This is a genomic window from Candidatus Avoscillospira sp. LCP25S3_F1, assembly GCF_052117125.1.
In the GTDB taxonomy this organism is placed as follows: Bacteria; Bacillota; Clostridia; order Oscillospirales; family Oscillospiraceae; genus Avoscillospira_A.
Window position 1 is genome coordinate 115,294 of sequence record NZ_JBQKJT010000002.1, and the last position, 22,989, is coordinate 138,282.

The 22,989-nt window shown below is 56.1% G+C and carries 13 protein-coding genes and 1 pseudogene; 5 read left to right on the forward strand and 9 right to left on the reverse strand.

All coding sequences use genetic code 11. The features are described 5' to 3' along the window. Window positions 1-188: 188 nt before the first annotated feature. The 3 genes from ACTQ33_RS02285 to ACTQ33_RS02295 all read left to right on the forward strand — a co-directional run bounded on the left by ACTQ33_RS02285 (window position 189) and on the right by ACTQ33_RS02295 (window position 7,717). Complete coding sequence (locus ACTQ33_RS02285; protein WP_441461790.1) at window positions 189-749, forward strand: RNA polymerase sigma factor; 561 nt, start codon at window positions 189-191, stop codon at window positions 747-749. Then, window positions 740-2,227 carry a hypothetical protein gene (locus ACTQ33_RS02290; RefSeq protein WP_441461792.1) on the forward strand — a complete coding sequence of 496 codons (1,488 nt, stop codon included), beginning with the start codon at window positions 740-742 and terminating at the stop codon, window positions 2,225-2,227. The genes ACTQ33_RS02285 and ACTQ33_RS02290 overlap by 10 nt, the downstream gene beginning before the upstream one ends. Window positions 2,228-2,566: 339 nt before the next feature. After that, the gene (locus ACTQ33_RS02295) at window positions 2,567-7,717 is read left to right on the forward strand and encodes an InlB B-repeat-containing protein (protein ID WP_441461794.1); all 5,151 of its coding nucleotides are present in this window, start codon (window positions 2,567-2,569) and stop codon (window positions 7,715-7,717) included. Window positions 7,718-8,062: 345 nt separating this feature from the next. Here the strand turns inward: ACTQ33_RS02295 and ACTQ33_RS02300 are convergent, their stop codons facing one another. The 7 genes and pseudogenes from ACTQ33_RS02300 to ACTQ33_RS02330 form a co-directional block, all read right to left on the reverse strand. Continuing rightward, window positions 8,063-9,421 carry a NosD domain-containing protein gene (locus ACTQ33_RS02300; protein WP_441461796.1) on the reverse strand — a complete coding sequence of 453 codons (1,359 nt, stop codon included), beginning with the start codon at window positions 9,419-9,421 and terminating at the stop codon, window positions 8,063-8,065. Window positions 9,422-9,439: 18 nt separating this feature from the next. Continuing rightward, window positions 9,440-10,921 carry a glycoside hydrolase family 32 protein gene (locus ACTQ33_RS02305; protein ID WP_441461798.1) on the reverse strand — a complete coding sequence of 494 codons (1,482 nt, stop codon included), beginning with the start codon at window positions 10,919-10,921 and terminating at the stop codon, window positions 9,440-9,442. 15 nt (window positions 10,922-10,936) lie between these two features. Then, complete coding sequence (locus ACTQ33_RS02310) at window positions 10,937-11,767, reverse strand: carbohydrate ABC transporter permease (RefSeq protein ID WP_441461800.1); 831 nt, start codon at window positions 11,765-11,767, stop codon at window positions 10,937-10,939. Between the two features lie 18 nt (window positions 11,768-11,785). Then, window positions 11,786-12,667, reverse strand: a complete 882-nt coding sequence (locus tag ACTQ33_RS02315) for a carbohydrate ABC transporter permease (RefSeq protein ID WP_441461802.1) — start codon at window positions 12,665-12,667, stop codon at window positions 11,786-11,788. A gap of 125 nt (window positions 12,668-12,792) precedes the next feature. After that, window positions 12,793-14,028, reverse strand: coding sequence for an ABC transporter substrate-binding protein (locus ACTQ33_RS02320; RefSeq protein WP_441461804.1), 1,236 nt, complete (start codon window positions 14,026-14,028; stop codon window positions 12,793-12,795). A gap of 241 nt (window positions 14,029-14,269) precedes the next feature. Beyond that, window positions 14,270-15,250, reverse strand: coding sequence for a LacI family DNA-binding transcriptional regulator (locus ACTQ33_RS02325; protein WP_441461806.1), 981 nt, complete (start codon window positions 15,248-15,250; stop codon window positions 14,270-14,272). 213 nt (window positions 15,251-15,463) lie between these two features. Continuing rightward, window positions 15,464-15,580 (reverse strand): annotated as a pseudogene (locus ACTQ33_RS02330) (TIM-barrel domain-containing protein); the annotation flags it as partial. Between the two features lie 442 nt (window positions 15,581-16,022). On the opposite strand from ACTQ33_RS02330, the gene ACTQ33_RS02335 reads away from it, so the two are divergent. Further along, window positions 16,023-18,356: an S-layer homology domain-containing protein gene (locus tag ACTQ33_RS02335; RefSeq protein ID WP_441461808.1), complete on the forward strand. Its 2,334-nt coding sequence runs from the start codon at window positions 16,023-16,025 to the stop codon at window positions 18,354-18,356. Between the two features lie 193 nt (window positions 18,357-18,549). On the opposite strand, the gene ACTQ33_RS02340 is transcribed toward ACTQ33_RS02335, so the two are convergent. Next, window positions 18,550-21,696, reverse strand: a complete 3,147-nt coding sequence (locus tag ACTQ33_RS02340) for a DEAD/DEAH box helicase (protein ID WP_441461810.1) — start codon at window positions 21,694-21,696, stop codon at window positions 18,550-18,552. Between the two features lie 119 nt (window positions 21,697-21,815). Then, the gene (locus tag ACTQ33_RS02345) at window positions 21,816-22,394 is read right to left on the reverse strand and encodes a hypothetical protein (RefSeq protein WP_441461812.1); all 579 of its coding nucleotides are present in this window, start codon (window positions 22,392-22,394) and stop codon (window positions 21,816-21,818) included. 298 nt (window positions 22,395-22,692) lie between these two features. Here ACTQ33_RS02345 and ACTQ33_RS02350 point away from each other — a divergent pair, with 298 nt between their 5' ends. Further along, a complete protein-coding gene (locus ACTQ33_RS02350; RefSeq protein ID WP_441461814.1) occupies window positions 22,693-22,941 on the forward strand; it encodes a sporulation transcriptional regulator SpoIIID in 249 nt (82 codons plus the stop codon). Window positions 22,942-22,989 lie beyond the last annotated feature (48 nt).

Here is a 22,989-nt window from a genome sequence, read left to right on the forward strand (position 1 = left end):
TGTATTGTAGCAGTGATTGGCCCCCCTCTCCGCGGTATGGAACAGGGCCGCATCCTTCCCATCCCCCCCTGTCGGATAATTTGTACACCCGTTCAGACTAAGCGATTTTGCGACTGTTCATTGTTTATCCCACGTAACCTCAGCCCTGCCGTTTCCGTCTTAAAGAGTAGATAGAAAGGAGGCGTCCCATGGACGACGAAGCAATTTTAACGCTATTTTTTGCACGGAATCAGGAGGCCATCCGGGAGACCGACCGCAAGTACGGCGCCTATTGCCGGCGGATCTCCCAACAGATTCTCGGAAGCCGGGAAGACGCGGAGGAATGTGTCAACGACACATGGTTACAGGCGTGGAACAAGATTCCGCCCCAGCGGCCACAGTGTTTTCAGGCGTTTCTCGGACGCATTGCCCGCAATCTGAGCCTGGACCGCTGGGACCGCCGCCAAGCGAAAAAACGGGGCGGCGGTCAGATCCAGATACTGCTTTCGGAGTTGGAAGCGTGCCTGCCGTCATCGGATTTGCCGGAGCGGCGGCTGGAAGAACAGGAATTGGGCAACGTTTTAAGCCGGTGGTTGTTCCAGCAGCCGGAGAAAAACCGGGTGGCCTTCGTCCGGCGGTATTGGTACGCCGATTCTCTGGCGGAGACGGCGGCACGGATTGGTTGCAGCACCGGCGCGGCCAAGTCTCTGCTCCACCGAATGCGGCGCAATCTCCGGGACTATTTAGAAAAGGAAGGTGCATGGAAATGACATCCAAGGAGTTTTTGCGGGGCATCGGCGCGCTGGATTCCGCGCTGGTGGAAGAAGCGGAAACGTATCAGGCGTCCCCGTCCCGCCATTGGGTCCGCTGGGTCGCGGTGGCGGCCTGCATAGCCATTGCAGCGGCGGTGTCCTGGAAGATGCTGCCCCGACTGACCATGGAAACAACGGAAACGCCGCCGCCGCAAAGTTCTGTGACGACGCCGGACAGAAACCACGGTGACGGCGCGGCCATCGCGCCCGAAGATACCGAAGATACTGCGGCGACAGAGTATCCGGCCGGTGAAACCCTGGGCGGCGTGGCCCTGGGTATGACCCAGGAGGAAGTGGAGGCCGTTCTGGGCAGCGATTACGACGCCACCGAACCCAGAGAGCAGGCGGAGAACTACACGGACCTCTGCTGGTACTATCCGGAGATCAATGTACGCTTTGTGGACGAGGGCGCGGGCTGGTTCGTGCAGGAACTCTATGTACAGGCGGGCAGCAGTCTGACCCTCTCCACCGGCATCGGCGTCGATTCCACCCGGGAGGAGATTCTCGCGGCGTATCCCGACGCCGATGTTGCCGAGGATACCGGTCTCTGGTCGGCCCATATGCAGTATGGGGACAGTGGCCTTTGGATTTTTCTGGACGCAGAAAATGGAAATTCTATTCGTCTTGCCGCCCTGTCGCCGGAGACGGGGGCAACGGATTTGCTGACCAATACATCCATCGGCGGGCTGACATTGGGATTCAGCCGGGAGATGGTGGAGAACGTTCTCGGTACCGATTACGAAGCCTCCGCCGTCACGGAGCTGCGAACGAATTTTAAGGCCGTTACCTGGCGCTATCCGGGCGCAGAGTTTCGGTTTGCCGATACGGGAGACGGCTGGTTCCTCAATCAGATCAGCCTGTCTGACGGCAGTCCCCTGACCCTCTCCACCGGCATCGGCATCGGTTCCACAGAAGCAGATGTCCGGGCGGCCTATCCGGATGCCCGGGTTGCCACAGAGGAAACCGATCCCTACGCGGAGAGCGTGGCACGCACGTTCCTGTATTGCGGGGATGTCAGAAGCGGCCTGCGGTTTTATGTGGATTCCAATTCGGTGTTTGCCATAGAGCTGGGGCCTTTGACCCTGGAGCCGGAACCCTTTTGGCAGTCTCTGACAGCTGAGGAAATCGTGGTGCAGCGCACCGACGGCTCCCAGGTAACCCTCATGGACAAGGCCGCCAAGCAGGTCGGCACGGTTCTGACCATTTCAGACCCGGAACCGGCAGAAAACCCCGGTGAGACGCCCCAGTGGTTGCTGGATTTTGGCAACGGTGTCTATCTGGCCGTTTACGGTCAGAATGATCTGGCAACGGTGTACACCGGCGACCATCTGGATACCACGTTGGAAACCATGACCGAAGAACTGACCGGCGTCTATCTGGACCTGGACGGCACATTGGCGAGCGCCATGGAAAATCCCACAGAGACGTGGGAATGACGCAGCCATAGATACTCCTCCCGCTCTGAGAGGCGGCGTAAAAAATCAGATGCATTGCATCCTCCCTTGCAGCGTGCGTCAGGCTGCTCTCTTCTCCCGTACAAATCAGCATTTCTCCTTTGTTCAATCTTATCTTTGAGGCATACACCATCTTGACTATTGGATATCGTTTGATATAATATTTACATATGCCATAGATGCGTCCATGTCTGTAATGACATAGTATTTCATTTGGTAATTTTCCCCGGTTTCTCTCTATATTATTGGATAAGCTCCAATAAATTTCGCATTTTTTCTATGGTATTCGCAGAAAGAATCAGAACAAAGGTGTGTGTGTGTATGGGGATTCTTCGTACAATCAAAGGAAACTGCTGCAAGATTGGGCTCTGGGCGGCCGCGGCGCTGCTAATCGTGGGAGTGGCCATGGGCTGTGTCTATGCGTCGGAACCATCGGCCAATGTTGCCGTCTCCTTCGTCAACTACGATATGGGAACGTTGCCCGGCGCCTACCCCAGCGGGTCCGTACCGGACGGCGCCATGCTGTATACCGCCGCAGATCTTGAAGCTGTGGACGGATTTCAGCCGTCTGCCGGCTGTACTTGGTACTTATACAAGGAAGCGGCCGATGGAGAGGATGCCTTCGGCCCCGCCGCTATTCCCGATCCGCCATCTCGGGTGGGCTATGAATTCTACGACTGGGCTTCCCTGAACACCACCAACGCCGATGGACTCCACACAGTGGGTGGCGACACCGTGTTTCTGGCCCGCTACGCCCGCTCCGGCCAGTATCTGGTCAATTTCTACTATCAATATAATGACGATACCCGCAGCGTGGCAGCCCCCACCACCTCTACCGTCGGCGGTTTGGGAGACTCCGTCTCCATGGAGCTGCCCCAGCTGGAAACGTTGAACGGCCTGACCCCTCAGATTCACTGTCTCTATGAGGAGGAAACGGCGCCCGGTGTCGCTGAGGCCAAGGCGGCCGCGGAGCAACTCAACACCATGCTGCAAAATGGTACCTTTTCTGCCACCTTGGACGAGAGCTTTCTGGAATTGTGCCGGACGGCCTGGTTCGTGGAATGGGATACGACTACAAACAACTATCAAACCGACGAAAATGGCGTTGTGCGGATCAATATTCCAGTCGTCTATGCATTCGATGGAACGGCCTCCTTCCAGGTACACTACTATCTGCAAGGCGCCGACGATCCCCGCAGCTATGAGCCTGTGGAAGCGGATTTTGAAACAGCGCAGATCTCCGGCAGCACCCATGTCAGTCTGGAGGAACTGGGACTTGTCAAGGAATACGAAGGGTTTACCCTCAATGCCATTTCCCGCCAGTATGCCGCCGGCTATACGGTAAGCCCCAACGGTTCCACGGTCATTGATCTGCACTATGACCGGGAGATGTACTACGTCGCCTATGCCCTCCACGGCGGCAATTTACGCGAACCGGTGGCGTACCGTTACGGACAGACCCTGCCCACCGGCAAGGCCGCAGACAACAGGCTGCTGGCCACGCCGGTGCGTGCAGGTTATACCTTCACCGGCTGGACCTACCGCAGCAGCGACGGAACCGAACTATCTGCACTGCCTGCCACCATGCCCGCATACGATCTGGTGCTGGAGGCCAACTGGGAGCCGGCTGCCACCACGGTCACCATTGCCTACTGGATGGAAAACGCCAACGACAAGGACTATACGCCGGTAGCCAGCCGGGAGATCAACGTAACCACCGAATCTGTTTTGTCCTATGAGGATATCGCCACATTTCTGGAACCGGATGCCGATGGAATGCAAGCCGCAGGCATCTCAGACGGCGCTTACTTTTCCCTGGTCACCGATGGAGACAAGGCCATCTCTCCCGTCACAGCCGCCGGAGACGGCAGCACCACCATCAACGCCTACTATGACCGTAAGGAGTATACGCTGGTGTTTCATATCGGCAAGGTTGTGGGCAACAGCTATCAGATTTCCACCAGCGGTAATTCCAGCAGTAAAGCAGGGCCAACGGATTGGACCAGTGGCTATTCCGGCTGGAAATCCGGCGCTGATGCTGTGGAATTGACCATGAACGGTCACGCATATCAAATCAGTAATGATACGGAACTCTGTTACCAGATCACAGCAAAATACGGCGCTTTTATCGGTGATGAGTGGCCTGCGGCCAATGAGAATACCGTTCCCAAAACGGTCTCTTCCGGCGGCATAACGTATCAGCTGTTCACCTGGGGCACCCATGCAGCCAGTCCCTATTTTAAAAACAAAACCAATAAAAATATCATGGGTGTCTACTCCACCATGTCCGCTGAGCTGATCATTCAGGCGGATCGGCCCGATATTCCCCACCATCTGACCGCCTATTGGGCCAAGATTTCCGGCAAGGGTGCCAACGGCAGCAACAACGGCGAGTACAAAATTCATCACTATCTGTTGGAGGCCGTTCCCGGCGCGGTGGATGCCAACACGCCGCTGGTTTCCTTTGATGATTATCAAAACTACACCAGAATCTCCGTGTCACAAAACACCAATCCAGCCACTGCCGGTATCACATCCATTGGGTTTTATGAGTACGAGGAATTGCAGGTGCGCACCACCCATACCTCCGCCGGTCAGAATCCCCCGGCCTTTGCCAATCTGACGTTCCAATACGGCTGCTACAACGGTGCGGACGTGTATTTCTTTTACACCTATGACAACTACACATTGACCTATTATGAGAACAATCCCGACCTTACCGGCGGCAGGCCTGCGGCGTCCCAAAACATTCCCTTCCACTATGTCGGCGGCAAGCCTCTGAAGGATACGCTGGCTGTGTCGGACTTTGTCCATGATTATGAACCGGAGAACCCCTATACCTGCCAGTACGGCAACCAGCACCTGTTTGCCGGTTGGTACCGGGACCCGGCGTGTACCATCCCCATCGATTGGGACACCATCGCCTCGGAAAGCTCCATGACAGCCTATGCCAAATGGGACTCCCCCACCTTCGACCTGACCCTGGAGACCCCCGGCGGCAGTCTGTCGGAGGATATCCTACAGAGCATTCGGGATAAGGGCTACGCCGTGGAGGTCACGGCGGACAGCGGCGGCTGTTCCTATCGCATCCATGATGTCACCGACGGTACGCCCATCAATCAGGTCCTGGGCCGCTCCCAGCATCCGGTGAACCGCTACGGTCTGGAATTTCAGGACTGGTATGAGACCGATGCAGACGGCCTGGCCAATCGATTCCTCTTTGATGACTCCCAGGTGATGAACGGCCACCGCACTCTCACGGCCCACTGGGTGGAACAGGACACCGGCGTCTATGTGGTTCGAGCTTTGACGACCCAGAACCCCTACAACGGTCTGGAACCCGTGGAAGTAGACGGCGTCGTTTACTACCGTCTCCGTCAGGATGAGACGGTGTCGGGTCTGGTCGCGGGCAGCACCGTCACCCTGGAGCCCCGGCTAATCAGTGCCTATCTGCCCACCCACGGCAGTCTGACCCGCATCATCACCGGCTCCGCGGACGATCCCACTATCTTTGACTTTGTATATACGCCCATGGGGAACCAGACCGTCACCTACACGGTCCACTATGTGCTGGACATCGGCGAAAATTACGGCCGTACCGCCTCTGCCAACTCCATTGCCCTTTCCAACTCCGTCACGTTCACCCTGTCGGCAGGCCGTGCCCGCAGTACCAGTTCCATTACCGGCGCCATCCGGGCCATAGCGGCGCCAATTCCCGGCTATGTCCCCCGGAACGGCTATCAGTCCGGCATGGTATTGTCCAGCTCAGCCGACGAAAACCACCTCTACTTCTACTACGTCGCCAACGCCGATGCGGGAGCGGATCTGGGCCTGGTTGGCGGAGAGGAACCATACGGCGTTTCCTGCCGGGTGGACTATTACATTTGGGATGCTGCCACCGGCGAATACACTTTGCAAGACACCACAACCATGGAAAGCGCTGTGGGTACCATTCTGTATGCCGCGCCCTATGCCCGGCAATATCTGAGCCAATCCGATACGCCCGATTTGGCCTTAGATCAAACCCATACGTCCTCGTCTGTTGTGGTATCGGAACATGGAAACAACACCCTCCCCCTCTATTTCAAGCCGTCTTCCGACGGAGAGAGCCCTCCGGACACTGATTGGAACCACCCCGCAGAAGATCTGCCGGAGCCCCAACCGAACTATGTGCCCACGCTGCCGCCTGCGCCGGTACCGGATACCGATGGAACCGGCGATGGTGAATCCGGCAGCGGTGAATCTGGCGGCGGCGAATCCGGCGGCAACGAATCCGGCAGCGGCGAGACCGGCGGCGGTGAATCTGGCGGCGGCGAGACCGGCGGCGGCGAATCCGGTGGCGGCGAGACCGGCGGCGGCGAATCCGGCGGCGGCGAATCCGGCGGCGGCGAATCCGGTGGCGGCGAGACCGGCGGCGGTGAATCTGGCGGCGGTGAATCCGGCGGTGGTGAATCCGGCGGTGGTGAGACCGGCGGCGGTGAATCCGGCGGCGGTGAGACCGGCGGTAGTGAATCCGGCAGCGGTGAATCCGGCAGCGGTGAGACCGGCGGTAGTGAGACCAGCAGCGACAACACGCCTCCCATCTACTATACCCTCCACTATGCATCCAACGGCGGTACGGTCTACCCGGCGGAACAATACACCGCCAACACCGTAGTCCCCCTGGACAAGACGCCCCTGCGGGCAGGCTGCCACTTCACCGGCTGGTATGCCGACGCGGCCCTGACCCGGCCCATCACCTCCGTCACTATGACCGGCAACTACACGGTTTATGCCGGATGGGAGTCTTCCACTGTACCGGAGCTTCTCAACGGAACCGATCATTTCGCCTATATCATCGGTTATGCCGATGGCACCGTGCGGCCGCTGGCGCAGATCACCCGGGCCGAGGTAGCCGCCATTTTCTTCCGTCTTTTGGACCCGGATATCCGGACGGCAGCCCTGACGAATCAAAACCCCTTTGCGGATGTGGACGACAGCGCATGGTACAATCAGGCCGTTTCCACCCTCCACGCCCTGGGCATCTTCCAGGGCCGGACAGAGACGCTGTTTGACGCCGATGCGCCCATCACCCGGGCAGAATTTGCTGCCGTCTGCGCCCGGTTCGACCGCAGCGATACCACTGCGACCAACAGCTTCACCGATCTTGCGAACCACTGGGCGCGAGAGGAGATTGGCTGTGCCGCCTCCCTTGGCTGGATTCTCGGCTATGCGGACGGAACCTTCCGGCCTGATCAGCCCATCACCCGAGCCGAAGCCATGAGTATGGTCAACCGGGTGCTGCACCGGCTGCCGGAAACCAGCGACGATCTGCTGCCGGATATGGCAGTCTGGCCTGACAATCGGCCGGAAGACTGGTACTATCTGACTGTGCAGGAGGCCACCAATACCCATGCCTATATTCAAAAGGGTGATCTGTACGAGACCTGGACGCAGCGGTTGGATGATCCGGACTGGAGTCAATATCAATGACTGTACGTTTCCCCTAACAGTTGTATCCCCGGAATTTTAGAGACGCCCCTCTCCCCTTTGCCTTCAGCCAAGGGGAGAGGGTGATACCGCCAACAAGCCGCCTAAGACAGCATGGTTGGAAAAAAACAGCGCCAGCCCGAAGAAACGGGTTGGCGCTGCTGTATTTTTCGGGACATTCCGAGAAGACGGCGCAAGCATTGGCATACATCCTGTGTAACTCTGACTGGAAGCAATATAGCCAACAATCGTTAAAGCACTCTATAAGGCGTCTGGAACTCCCGGCCATGACGCTGTGCCCCCTTTTGTGCGGATGCTTGTGGCTCGCCCGGTAAACATGTCCGCGGATCAAGTTGTCGGTATCACCGTGGACGGCAGAGGGCGGAAGCTGTTGCGCGTACCGTCCAGCCGCACCTGGTCCGCCCGTGCTGTGTCGAGAATGATATTATTTTGGGAAGTCTCGTCCACCTGCACGGCTATGACGTCCATAGCCACTCGCCGGTCTGCTGTCAGAATGGCCTCCACCTGACGGGTAAAGCAGGAGCCTTCCCGCTCTTCCATACTCTCATCCGCTTCGGTGGTCGCTACGATATGATTACACGCAATATAGTTGCCGCTGCCGGAAACCAGACGGATCACCACCGGCGTCACGCCCAGGGGCTTCAGATACTGCCGCTCCATGGACTCGGAAATGTGGTTGGACACCACCGTGTTGCCGCTGCCGGACAGATGAAACAGGCCGAACGTGTCATCCAGGCCGTTGTCATAGGCCTGCATGGGCGGCCACGGCTCATGGTCCCGGAGGAAGTGGTTGGAGGAAATCAGATTTTCTGAGCAGCTCCCCGCCAGAATGACCATGCCCGGGTAGAACGTATGGAATCGGTTGGCGGTGACGGAGCATCGGACGGCATTGGACAGGTGCAGGCTGCTGCTGCCTCTGGGGAACACGTTGTTGGATGTCACCAGCAGACCGCCGAAGTTCTCCGCAAAAATGGTGTAGCCCCGGAAACCGGCGCCCAGCAGATTGTCGGTGATCTTGGACGCCTGGCCGGAACCGCGCAGCTCAATGCAGTTTCCGCACTCAGCCAGGAAGCAGTCGTGAATGGACAGGGCGTCGGCGTGGCAGCAGGTGATGGCATGCTCCAGATAGATCATGCCCATGCCGGTAAACCGGAACGAATCGTGGGGCACCGCCACATAGACGCCAGTCTTGCCGTTGCAGTATGTATTCTCCGGGTCCTCCGGCATGTCCGCCGTCTCCAGAAAGTGCAACCCGTCAATGCAGAAGTTTTCAAACTCCACGGAGCTGATCCGCGGCTCTCCCTCCCGCTTTACCAGGAAGGCCGCCCGCGCCTCCTCGGTCTCGCCGGGCCACGATTCCACCAGAATACGGCTGCCGCCGGGCCACAGCTCCCGCCACCGGCTCCACTGCTCTCTGGGCGTATTAAAGCGGATGCTGGACGAGGTGAACCCATGGCCGGAGCCCTGGATCTTCAGATAGCTGATATCGATGACCACCTGAGTCCGCAGATGGTAGTCTCCGGGCGGCAGATAGATCACCGCACCGGGCTTACCGCCGCCATTGCGATCTGTGTCCGTCTGATGCAGGCGAATATGGTCCAGAATGCTGTTGATTACCTGGCCCACATCCTCATAGGGATCGCCCACAGGCCATTGGGTCACATCATAGAAGTTGGTTTGTTTCACCGTAAATCCTCCTTGCCGTCATTGGACCGTATCCAGCTGCCAGCTCTCCAGCTGCCGCAGCACAGCCCGACCGCCTCTGGCACAAATCCATGCTCCAGTCTGCCGGGGTGTGGCATAGATATTGTTGGAATGATTGTTGCGATATTGGTCGGCAAACAGTTCCAGGGAGCTCTGGTCCGACAGGATGTGCAGGTCCAGAACCGTTCTGCCGCTGAGCCGCAGGCCGCTGCGGGACACGCCGACGCTCCAGCCGTCGCTGTTGCTGCGGTCCACCCGCAGTTCGCCGCCGTGCAGGTCCACGGTGCAGACCGTCTCCCGGCCCTCGCCGCAGCGCAGGTGCAGCTCCACCGCCTCCGCGTCGGTCTCCGCCATATCCAGCAACAGCTTCAGCTCAAAGCTGATGCCGTCGCCCACCGGCAACGCCACAGGTTCCCCGGTGACCGTTGCCCGCTCCCAGCGCGTATGGTCCCGCCGCAGCGCCTGCAGCTCCGCAGCCGGCACAAACTGTAGCTGGTGATCCTCCGTCATGCGGACCTCCCGGGGCACATTGAAGAAACCGCACCAGCCCTCCTGATAGGTAGGTCCCCAGTCCTTCCACAGTGGCATCCATTCCCAGCCGTTGGCCCAGCTGACCACCAGCCGCCGTCCATCCGGGGCCAGGAAGCTTTGGGGCGCGTAGTAGTCGAAGCCCCAGTCCATTTCCTGGCAGACCTGCGGGAAAAACCGCCCCGTCTGCTGGTCAAAATCGCCAACCATATAGATCGACGTATGATCGCCTGCACCCATGGGCGAGGTCGTCAGAACATATTGATCACCTACGGGGAAAAAGTCGGGACATTCCCACATATAGCCCCACTCACCCCGACTCTCAGCCAGAATGCTGCAAAACGTCCAGTGCAGCAGGTCCTCCGACCGGTACAGCAGCGCGCAGCCCCGTCCGTGACGGCCTGCGCCGCATACGAGATAAAACTGATCTCCCTGCTTCCACACCTTGGGGTCCCGGAAGCAATCGGGGGACACCCCCTCCGGCGCTGTGATGACCGGATTACCGGCATACTTTTCAAAATGGATGCCGTCGTCGCTCCAGGCCACACACTGAGTCTGCTCAAATCCTCTGCCGTGGTTGGCGCAGCCCGTGTAGATCAGGTACAGCCGTCCATTGTGTTCGATGGCGCTGCCGGAAAAGCATCCGCCCCGCTGGTGGGCGTCGTAACTTTCGCTGGGCGCCAGAGCCAGCGGCATATACTCCCAGTGGAGCAGGTCCTTGCTGACGGCGTGACCCCAGTGCATGCTGTCCCAGAAGCCGCAATAGGGGTTGAACTGAAAGAAATAATGGTAGGCGCCCCGAAAGTATATGAGGCCGTTGGGATCGTTCATCCAGCCGGTCTGGGGCATAAAGTGGTAGCGCTGCCGCATGATTCCGCGGCCCACCGCCTCTTTGGTGCGGTCAATCTCCGTCTGTGCATGGAGAATGCGCTCCTGCATAAGTTTCTGTGACATGGTATCCTCCGATTGTTAGTCTTTTACGGCGCCGGCCGTCATGCCCTGGACAATGTATTTCTGGGCAGCCAGCGAAATGACCATGACCGGGAAACTGAACAAAAACGCACCGGCACACATGGGTCCCAGATCCAGGTTGTATGCCGAAAGGAATCCCGCCAGACCCACCGTAAAGGTCTTGGCGCTGGTACTGGTCAGCAGCAGCGCCAGCAGGAAATCATTCCAGGCCAGGAACAGCGTAAAGATAAAGGCCGTGGCCAGTCCCGGCGTGCAGATGGGCAGAACGACCCGCCAAAAGGTCTGGAAGCTGCTGGCGCCATCCACATAGGCAGCCTCGTCCAGGGTCGCCGGAATCCCTTTGTAAAAGCTCAGCATGGTCCACATGACAAAGGGCATATTGACCGCCGCATACACGATAATCAGCGCTACCCTTGTATCATACAGACCCAGGTCGCAGATCAATTCGTAAATGGGTACCGCAATGCTGGAGGTTGGGATCATTTTCAGGCACAAAACCAGAACCACCAGGGCCACGGACAGATTGGAGCCGGACCGGGAGATGGCATAGGCTGCCAGGGCGCCCAGCAGCAGGGCCAGACAGGTGCTGACTAACGCCACGCTGAGGCTGTTGACCAGATAGCTCCAGGCATCCATCCGGGAAAACAGGCCAAGAAAGTTCTCCACCGACAGCGTCTTGGGAAAGAACGCCGGTGGAATGGCGATGACCTCCTGGCCGGGCTTGAAGGAACAGGACACCACATAGAGATAGGGAAACAGCCAGAATATGGTCAAAACCAACGTCAATGCAATGATGGCGTTTTTTTTCACCGCAGTTTTTCGTTTCATATTGCTCTCCCCACTCCCTTACATGCTTTTTCTGGGGTTCCACAGGCTCTGCATAAACACCAGCGTAAACACCACCAGCACCACAATGAAGATCACTGCCATGGAGCTGGCATAGCCGATGTCGGCATACCGCGTCAGCGTCTTGTAGATGACGATGCTGATGGTCTCCGACGAACTGTTGGGGCCGCCCTCGGTCATGGCCCAGATGATATCAAAGGTTCTGGCAGCGTCGATGATGCGTACCGACAGCGCCGTCAGCAGAACCGGTTTGATCATAGGCAGTTTGATGGTCAGAATCTGCTGCAGTGGGCTGGCGCCGTCCATTTTTGCGGCCTCCAGCACGCTGGAGTTGATGCCCCGCAGACCGGCCAGCGTCATCAGCATCATAAAGGGCGTGGTCAGCCAGATATCCGCAATGCAGCAGGCCAGCAGCGACCACCGTTCGTCAGCCAGCCAGATGATATCACTGCTGCTGGACAGAATCCCCACGCGGGTCAGCAGCTCGTTGACAATGCCAAAGCTGGAGCTCATCATCAGCTTCCAGGTCAGACCGGCTACCAACGGCGCTATCATCAACGGAGCCATCATAATGGATCGCAGAATTCGGCTCCCTTTATAGTTCAATTCAAAAAACAGCGCAAAAACAAACCCCATCACCGTCTCTACGCCGACGGCGATTACAATGTAGACGATGGTATTCCGCAGCTGCTTCAGGAATCCACCAGCCGTAAAGGCCCGAATGTAATTGGCCAGGCCCACAAAGGAACGGTCTCCCGTCAATCCAATCTCAAAAAAACTGTCATAAACCATGGTCAGTATGGGATAAATCAGAAAGGCTCCCATAAAGATGGCCCCAGGCAGGAAAAACAACAGCAATGTTTTTCTGGAAATCAGTCTCATAGTATTCTCCCATCTTCCGGCACAGCATCCCATTGGCGGCCATGCCGACACGGATTTCCCGCACGGGGGGACGCTGCCCCAGGCAGCGTCCCCCGACATCTATTCTCGCAGCAGAGATACCTTGCTTACTTGCCGATGGCCTCGATCTCCGTCTTGGCATTGTTCAGGGTCTCAGTGACGTCCGCACCGCCCAGGCAGGACTCCACCACACCGATGAGGACCTCCTCAATCTGCGCCCAGGTCTTTACCATGGGTCTGGCCTGGGACTGGGTTGCGCCCAGTGTCTCCAGCACAGCCTTGGTGTGCTCCGTACCTGCCTCGTTGCCGGCCGCTTCATAGACAGAGGTTCTGGCCGCGATCTTCAGGGTCAGATCCATGTAGTCGCCGTTGTGTTCATACATGTATTCCACATACTTCTGGGCCATTTCCTTGTTTTCAGAATTCTTCATCACACACTGATACCAGGGACCGGTGGTGGCACCCACACCGGCGCTGCCGCCGATCATCGGCGCGCATCCTACCTTATCGGCGCCCATGGCTTCCACCGCAGCGGAATACTGATGGCTCCAGTTGAGCTGCATGGCCACCTTGCCGTTTGTGAACAGCTCCTGGGATTCCGTAGCAGCCGTGGCCAAGGCGTCGGCAGGCGTGTAGTCGGCGGCAGCGGTCTCTACCATGAAGTTCAGAGCGTCCACATAGGCCTGATCGGTGATGTTCACATTGCCTTCGCTGTCAAAGATCAGCCCCTCGGCGCCGGCCTGGCAGGCAAAGTCCAGGAAAGAGCAGACGGCATCGGAGCCGCTGCCGAAGACGGTGGTGCCGTACATATCACCGGTGGCCAGCTCCTGGGCCAGGGCCTTGTACTCGTCCCAGGTGGTGGGAACCTGATCCTCAGAGATCAGATCCTTTCTATAGATGAGAATCTTTGAGTTGACCCACATGGGATAGCCCAGCAGCTTGCCGTCAATCGTGCCGCTCTCCTCCAGCGTCGGAAGGAAGTCGCTGGTGTCGGCGCCAGTCACAGGCTCAATGGCATCGGCAAAGGCAGCCAGCCACACCACGTCCATGCACGCCACATCGTGTGTGGCCTGATTGGCCCGGATCTCGGTAGACAGCTTGTCGTACATTCCGGTATAGGCCACGGCGTCAATGATGACCTCACAGCCGGTCTCCTCCTGGAACGCAGCGGCAGTCTCTTTGGCCAGAGCCTCCGCAGGAGAGCCGCTCTCCACCAGTACCGTAATGCTGCTTCCCGCTCCGGTATCGCTCTCCTTGTCCCCGGTGGTCTCTTTGGAACCACAGGCGCCCATGGTGGTCATCATGGCCATGGCAAGCACAAAACTGACGATCCGTTTTTTCATTTTTCGCTCTTCCTTTCAATATAATTTTACAGTTGATTGTCCGGTGCAGCCCGATATGGAACGGGTTCCACATCGAAGAATTTATATTGCAACATGGAACCCGTTCCACATTGCAATAGACTCTCTGCCCGGTTGTCTTCATTATAAGCCCCATGGCTTTCAAGTCAATCTTTTTTTGATGATTTTTGTTTTTTTGTGCACATTATAAAACGATCATCCCGGTAATTTGTTAAATATTCCATTACCGCGTTGTATGCCCTTTTCTCAGCGTCACCCCAAGCACCACGCTTTTATTCTGGGGCTTTCTGCCCTGAATCTGATCGGTCAGCAGGCGTACCGCCTCTTTGGCCAGTCCCGCGATGGGTTGTACAATTGTCGTCATGCGTGGTTCCACCACATTGGTCAAAAACGTGCCGTCGTAGGAGACAAAGCAAATATCTCTGGGGACCTTGTATCCCCGCCGCAGGGCCTCGTTCATACATTCGATGGCCAGCCAGTCCACAGCAAAGACACCATCGTAGTCGAATGGTTGGGAGAATACCGCTTCCACCACTTCCTGATAGTATTGGGAATCCAATCGATTCCATTCCAGCTCATACATGGTTGTACGGCAATGTCTCCTAGCCATACACTTCTCAAATTCCTGATGGCGCTGGTGGTACGGCGATTCCACTGCCGTCGAGCCGCAAAAATGCAGAATGTTGCGGCAACTGCATCGCAGCAACTCCTCCGCCGCCATACGGCCGCCGGACGCATGATCCACCGCCACCACCGGGATCTCCTCGTCCAGATAGCGGTCCAGCGCCACAATGGGCTTTTGCACCTTTCTGTATTCCGCAATATCCAGGGAATGCACCCCGCTGATGACGCCGTCCACAATATGTCGGTTCAGCATGTCCAGATATTCCAACTCCGCATTATGGGCTTTGGCCGTATTGCACAGCATCATCTTATACCCCGCGTCATACAGATCCTCCTCCACGCAATCCACAAATTCCGCAAAAAAGGGATTGGAAACGTTGGGGACCATCACCGCAATAATGCCCGTCCGTTTACGATACAGATTCCTGGCCAGCTCATTGGGGGTATAGTTCAACTCCCGCATGGCCTGCTCGATTTTTTCCCTTGTCTCCTCCGCCACATATCCGCTTCCATTGAGCATTCTGGAGACTGTACCGACGCCCACCTGGGCCCGCTGTGCCACATCCTTGATCCGTGCCACATGGATCTCTCCTTATCGTTTTCTCAGTTGCCCATCAGGTTAAACGAAAACAGCTCCACATAATGGCAGCTGCCATACACCCCTGAGCCCATCGTCCATTGGCTATTGATTTTGAATATTATACCGTAAATCAGCTCCTAACTCAAGCCTTGCCTGTATGTGCTCAATGCCCATGCCGTTCAGTTCCTTTACCATGGCGTCGGGGTCGGGTCAATAGGTGGGGTCGAACTTCCATTCGCCCTGTTTGGGCCAGTGGAAGAAATCGACCACGATGACGTCGATGGGCAAACCACGGCGTTTGTATTCCCGGGCCACCTCCAGCAGCTCCTCACACCGCCCGGCCCACGCCGGGATTGTTCCACAGCAGGCCGTAGCCCCGGGACGACACCACAAATGAAGGATGAAGATTTTAAGGTGTTTCAAAACTTCAATCTGTCTCTCTCCGCCAATAGGAAGCGTCGATTTTGCATGGATGGGCTTCAAAAAACGTGAATCGTTCTTGTCATGGAAACACACTCCACCGGTGAAAGAACCGCGGCATCTTACAGCAGGTTCTGCGCTTCCGTATGTTCCATCATCTTGCAGTATTTACCAAGTTTTGATATAATCAGCTTATCAGGCAAAATAAATCAGACCCTGACTGACGGGTTCTGTCATCCAGGCCAGGATGCCTGTCCCCGTGCCAACGTAATCCACTGCCTGTGGAAGCAGTTGGCTTGCCTGTATAATCACTCGATTCTTTTCAATATTGGTACATTAAGGAGCATTCTATATGAGAAACTGTTTCTGTAAACTTGCAGCGCTGTTTCTGTCTGCGGCGCTGCTGCTGGGTACGCTTCCGGCCCGGGCGACGAGCAATGTGGACAATTTCGGCCAGCAGGGCGATGAATTGGTACAGGAAGTATATGATGCTGCCATCAACTTTGCCAACGTGCGCAATGACAAGGTATTTACCTGGCCGTCGGAAGGGACGGTGCTGGTGTATACCGGCACCACCGTGACCGCTACACTGAAAAAGAGCGTGGAACGGTTGGACGGCATGGTGATTCCCGCCGGACTGGTGGTGGATTTTTACCACGATTGCAGTGTGTTGAACAATCCAACATTCCCCCATGGGTACCAATTCATTGCCCAATACGATACCACCGACGGCCAGCCGGACACCGTCCATGCGCAAGAGCTGCTATATGAATTTGATCAAATCTTCGGTACCCATATGGCAGACAGTACCACCACCCACGGCGTCGCGTTCCGGGACTTTTATGATGTCCGGGCCACCGATTATTTTGCCGACGCCGTATCATGGGCATTGGAGGAGAACATCACCAACGGTTCCGGCGCCAACACGTTTTCACCGGATGGCACGGTGACACGGGCTCAGGCCGTGACATTCCTGTGGCGGGCCGCCGGTTCTCCCGCTCCCTCTACAACGGTCTCCCCCTTTACCGATGTGGCCGATTCGTCCCAGTATTATTACAAGGCTGTGCTCTGGGCTGTGGAGCAGGGCATTGCCAACGGCGTTGGCAACAGTCGGTTCAGTCCCGACAGCGCTCTGGCCTATGATCAGTTCCTTGCCATGCTGTGCCGGGCCGCCGGTGGCAACACCGGCAGCGACTGGTCCGCCGACGCCATGACCTGGGCGTCCCAGAACGATCTCACCGATGGGGTAACCATCACCGCCAAAGGGGCCTGTCCCCGGCGGGATGTGGTCTACTTCCTGTGGAAGCAGTCCGGCACGATTCAGGAGACCCCGGACCAGGATCGTAACATGACCTTGTCCGAAGAGGAGATGCTCACCGCGCTGCTGGTCAACGGTCTGGCAGAACAACAAAGCGTCATTGATGTATCGGACTACTATCTCAATGCCGAAACGCTGCTGGCGCTGGCCCGGGAAATCGCAGACATCGATGGAGAAAATCCGTTCTATGTCAATACCATAAACTGCACCCAGGCCCAGGACGGACATGTGCTGACGCTGAATATCGCGTACAGCTTGATCTTTACCGATGGTGTCATTGACAGCAGCAGCGGCGGTAGCTCCTGGATGGTCATCAGTCAGGAGGCCAAAGACAAAGCCAGGGAGATCGCAGCCCAGTACATCACTCCGGATATGTCGGACTACACCATCGCCAAAACCCTTCACGACTATCTGGTGCTCCACTGTGCATACGACATGCGCCTTTACAGCGGCGATATGCCGTATGTCTCCTATACAGCCAGTGGCGCACTGTTGGAGGAAACCGCGGTCTGCGCCGGCTACGCCAAGGCATATGAAGCGTTGCTGACCGAAGCCGGTATTCCCTGCGAAACGGTATCCGGCTATGGAAAAGGTGGATATCACGCCTGGAACATTGTTCAAATTGATGGGGATTGGTACCATGTGGATACCACCTGGGACGACCCCACTCCCAATCGGGAGGGCTATGTCCGCTACAACTACTTCCTGCTCAGCGACAGCGCCATGGGCCGGGACCACAGCAACTGGGATGCCGAGCACCTCTGCACCAGTACCAAATATGATACGTTAGGTCTTCCGCCTGTCACCGATGGGAAAATCTCTGGTGAAACTGGTGCAGGAGCGCAAATAACGGACGATTTTGGTGGGCTGCTGTCTCCTACGGATAACCAAACGTATCGCTCCATTATGGCGCCGATCTATGAACAGCTGATCGCGGCCGGACAGAGTTTGTCGGGGCAATCTGCGAAAATCGACATCAGCGAGTATGAATACGGTTATGTTTTGGAAGCATTGCGTAAGCTCAACGACCATCCGGACTACGGCAGCCGGTTCCTGTATGGCCGGTATGATTCGGAAACCGTGTTTGTCTACGACCGCACCTACGCCGAAGCAACGATGCAAGTGTATCTCCAGGAAGTGGAACAGGCCGTCGCGCAGCGGGAAGACGCCTACCGCACGCCGGAGCGCTGTACGATGGAGCAGTTGACCTTGTGGTATCAGGTCAGCGACCTGCTGCGTCAGGAGGGTTATCGTCTGGGCGATTTTGTCTCCGGTGAGGATTTTACCATTGGCACCGCCTATTCCGGCAGCACCGGAAATGACGCAGATGGCTGGTCCTATACCATTCCATTGCAGTACAACGATTGACTGTCCGGTTCCACCCTTCTGAGCAAATACCAGCAGCTGGCCAATCTTCTGCTGCAAAACCGCTGCATATGGAGCTGTAAAGTTTTTGTATGCAATCTATATTTCCTATAGCAAACTGCCCAACTCCGTACATGGAGTTGGGCAGTTTGTATCACCTAAGGGTTCCTGTATTGACACCAGCATTGCCAACCGGCTATTCCAGCAAATCCAGCAGTTCCTCTTTAGACATCTGGAGAATGGCGCCCTCGTTGCCTTCTCCGATGGTCTCCATCAGAGCGGCTTTTTTCGATTGCAGTTCCAGAATCCGCTCCTCAATGGTGTCCTTGGCAATCATCTGGTAGACTTGGACATGGCGCTGCTGTCCCATACGGTGGGCCCGGTCCGTGGCCTGGCTCTGGGCCGCCAGATTCCACCAGGGGTCATAGTGGACGACCACGTCCGCGGCAGTCAGATTCAGACCCGTTCCGCCAGCTTTCAGAGAAATCAGAAACACCGACGCCTCCCCCCGGTTAAATGCCTTGACCAACTGGGCTCTCTGCTCCTTTGGCGTGGAGCCTTGGAGCGTGAAATGGGAAATGAAATGGGCATCCAACCCCGCCCGAATTCGGTCCAGCATGGAAGTAAACTGGGAAAACAGGAGAATCTGATGGCCGTTCTCCACCATACCGCTGCACAATTCCAGCACCGCCTCCAACTTACTGTGGGGGCCATCATAGTTTTCAAAGCACAGCTCCGGCGCACAGCAGATCTGCCGCAGCTGGGTCAGCGCCGCCAAAATGGCCAGCTTCCCCTGCTCCCCGGTTTCCAGGTTCTTCCGCGCCTGCATGGCCGTGGCATGATACAACTTCCGTTCCTGCTCTGACAAAGGGATTCTGCGGACGTACTCAATCTTTGGTGGCAGCTCCTTGAGCACGTCTTTTTTCAGCCGCCGCAGCAGGAAGGGCTGCACCAGTCGCCGCAGCTGCTCCATAGCATCCTTGTCACCGCTTTTGACCACTGGCTTTTCCAGCTTTTCTACAAAGCTCCTGTGGGTAAACAAATAGCCGGGCATCAGAAAATCGAAGAGATTCCAAATCTCGCTGAGACGGTTTTCAATGGGCGTACCCGTCAGGATAAATCGCTGTTGACATAGAATCCGCTTCACCGCCTTGGAAATCTGGGTGGACTGGTTTTTGATGTGCTGGGCCTCGTCCAGTACACAGCAATAGAACTCCGTTTTTATATAGGATTCGATATCCTGACGCAGCAACTCATAGGAGGTCACCCACAAGTCGGCCTGGTTATAATCCTTTCTCAGCTGACGGCGCTCCGCTGCCGTACCCAGAATGGCGGCAGCCCGCAGCTCCGGCGCAAATCTTGCCAATTCGTCCATCCAGTTGAAAATCAGAGAGGCCGGACACACTACCAGACTGGTACGGCCCACAGCCGTCCGGGTAACGGTTGTCAGATAAGCAATAACTTGCAGGGTTTTTCCCAGGCCCATCTCATCGGCAAGAATGCCGCCGAAACCGCAGGATTCCAGAGTTTTGAGCCATTGAAAGCCGGTCTTCTGATAGGGGCGCAAAATGGGTTCCAGTTCCGGCGGCAGCGGATATTCGCCGTCGACCCCAGAGCGGAACTGTTGCATCATGGCGCGGAACTGCCGGTCCCGCCGCACCTCCAGGTTTTCCCCGGTTTTCAGCAGTTCCTCCACATAAGGGGCCCGAAACGCCGGCAGTTCCACCGTCCCCGCTGTCAGCTGCTTCGGCGTCAGTTGCAGCATATGGGCCATTTCTGCCAGGGTTTCATAGGCGGAGCCATCCAGAGCCAGATACCGGCCGTCGGTCAGCTTATGGTAACGGCGCTTCTTGAGCATACTCTGATAGAGCGCCTCCAATTCCTGGGGTGGAAATCCCCCGGTATCCAGCTGCACCGTCAACATTCCATCGCTGACGGAAACGCCCACAGCGGACGGCCCCGGCTCCACCCGTTTTCCTTGCAGCCGGTCGCTGAGAAATACCTCCCCCCGCTCCTGGAAGGTCTGTATCCCTTCACTGAGCAGTTGAAACAGCGCCGTGTCATCGATTTCCCATTGGAACACGGCGCCCCGGACCCATTGAAACGACTGTTCCACCAGATATTTGGCCTGCTCTTCCGCCAGAACGTCCCGCTTGATTCCCGGCGGGGCCGCTGCCCCCAGGTCAAACGTATCGGCATCATACCGAAACGCCAGACGCAGCAGCAGCGTCCTATTTTCCAGGTCCAGGTAAAACTGCGGCACACATTCATCGGGCAAAAACTCCGTCAGTAAACCATCCGGATCATATAACTCCACCATATTTTGAATGCGGGGCACCACACAGCTGCAAAACAGTGGCAAATCCTCCATGGACAATCGCATTGTATGGCTGGCGCTACCCAGCAAGGGCTGGACATTTTTCTGAAATTCCGCGTCACAGCGGATGAATTGCTTCGCACTCAGTCCATAGAATCCACTGGAATCTCCAAAAAATCTCCAGTCCTCCTGACTGTCCCATTGCAGCTGTGCACCTCCAGAATGACGGCGAATTGTAACTGAGACCTGGGGACGGCTCTCCTCCAGACAAACCGGATTTGGGCTGTCCGCCACAGACACTGTGGTGTTTTGAAGCAGAGAAAACCACTGTTTTAGCGCAAAACCAGTCAATAAAATCTGATTTTTAGGTAAGATTGGCCTAGGCAATCCCCAATGGTCAAATTGTGTTTGCAACTGCATGGGTATTTGATCCAATAATAGATTCAACAGTTCGCGAGAGTGGTCGTCAAATTGTTCCCGTCTATGCGTCAGCGTTAATGCCTTTCCATAGACGACAGTCTTCTCCAGCCGGAACGCCTGCGCAAATTGTCCCAAATCCCGAACCATATACAATTTATCAATTCCCACTTGAAAGGACCATGTGGGGTAGCTATCCCCACTTCCCGGGTGCAGAATGGGGCGCAGCTGCACCTTTGGCTCGCAGGAGAACATGGCATTGGACTGTAAAAAATACGATTGCAACATCCGGTCGACTGCTCCGTCACTGCGGTTTTTGTACACGGCATCCCGCTGGCGTAGATAGAAAATCAATGCTGCCGCAACGTGTTTGCAGATTCCTTTATCCGCAAATCGCGGACAGGAGCATTGAATCCGCAGTTTTTCCCCTTTCATATGGACCGACACATCATAAGAATCTGTCCCCGTCACTTGGCAATGGAGTTGACAATTTTCTTCCGGGCCATCTGCTGTCAAATTTTGGACACGTCCTTTTTGTACATATTGCACACCCAGCGCATAGTCCCTTTGGGAAAATATCCTTTTAATGTCATCCTCTTGCCAAATCATTGGAGATTCCTCCTGCCGGTGGAACAACCGCGCTGTTCCAATTGCACTGGCTGCACTTTACCGGCATCGGCTCTTTTTTCAGGTAAGCCAGCATCTTTTGTGTGCATCCAATTTGCATCTTATGGCTCCTCTTTCTTTTTTTCCGCTGCCTGTTGTTCCAGTATTGCATCAATGTTGTCAATGAGGAAATGCTGTGCTTCCTCCGTATAGAGAATCACCTGGTAAGTGCCATACTGTCCCGTTCGTTCTTCTAGAAAAATACCAATTTTATTTCCATTTTCCGTCGGATATTTTTTCTTTTTACCGTCAGAAAATGTCTGTTCTCGAAGCAGTCCCACAGACAGCAGCCAGTCGGTAATGGTACGGTATCCAAACTTTTTCATGGAGTCATTGGATACCGCTTCGTTGATCCGTTTGGCAATCTCGCTGACTGAAATGGGCGTAGTCGAAAAGGCAAAACGGTCCCGCTCCCCAACTGTGATGGCAAACGGCAGCTTTTTTCCCTGTTTCGCCGCCGCCATGCCGCCTTGGTCGATTAGCTGCCGCAGCACATCCGACACATAGAACAGGCAACGGGAAATCCGCACTTGATTGACCACATCCGTATCCGGCAAAATGGAATCATCCAGCGGATTGATTCCGTTGGTCAGCTTGTCCAGATACCCCTTGGCGTGTTTCATGAGTTCCAGTTCTGTCATGGCTTATTCCCCCTTTTTCCAACATCATTAGCAAGAAGTTTGGCAGACGCAAGGGCATATTCCCTGCGGCTGTTGCTTAATGTATGCTCCATCATAGATCGTGTCCTTGAGTTAAATGGTTTGATTGATTATACCACAAAGCAGCGTATTCTCAAAATCTCATTCACCGTTTTAACTACACCAGATATCTTTTTCCAGCGTAATTGCAGTATCATCAGAACCCTGCTCTCTGACGTGGAATCACGCTCCCATTTTCCGCATACACTCCACCAGTGAAAGAATAGAGGAGTGTTGCAGCTTGAAGGAGAACATCGAGGAACGGGCCTGCCGTCTGGCTGTGTACATGATCGAGAACCGCGCCACCGTCCGCGCCGCGGCACAGAAATTTGGAATCTCTAAATCTACTGTACATAAAGACCTTTCCGAACGCCTTCCCCTCTGCAATCGCGTTCTGTACGACCAGGTCAAATCCCTTTTGGAGCAGAACAAGGCCGAACGCCACATTCGCGGCGGCATGGCAACCCGCAACAAATTCAAACCGCCCTGACCAAACACCGCCGCCGTTGCTGTGCCTTCGGCGGCGGTGTTTGACTGT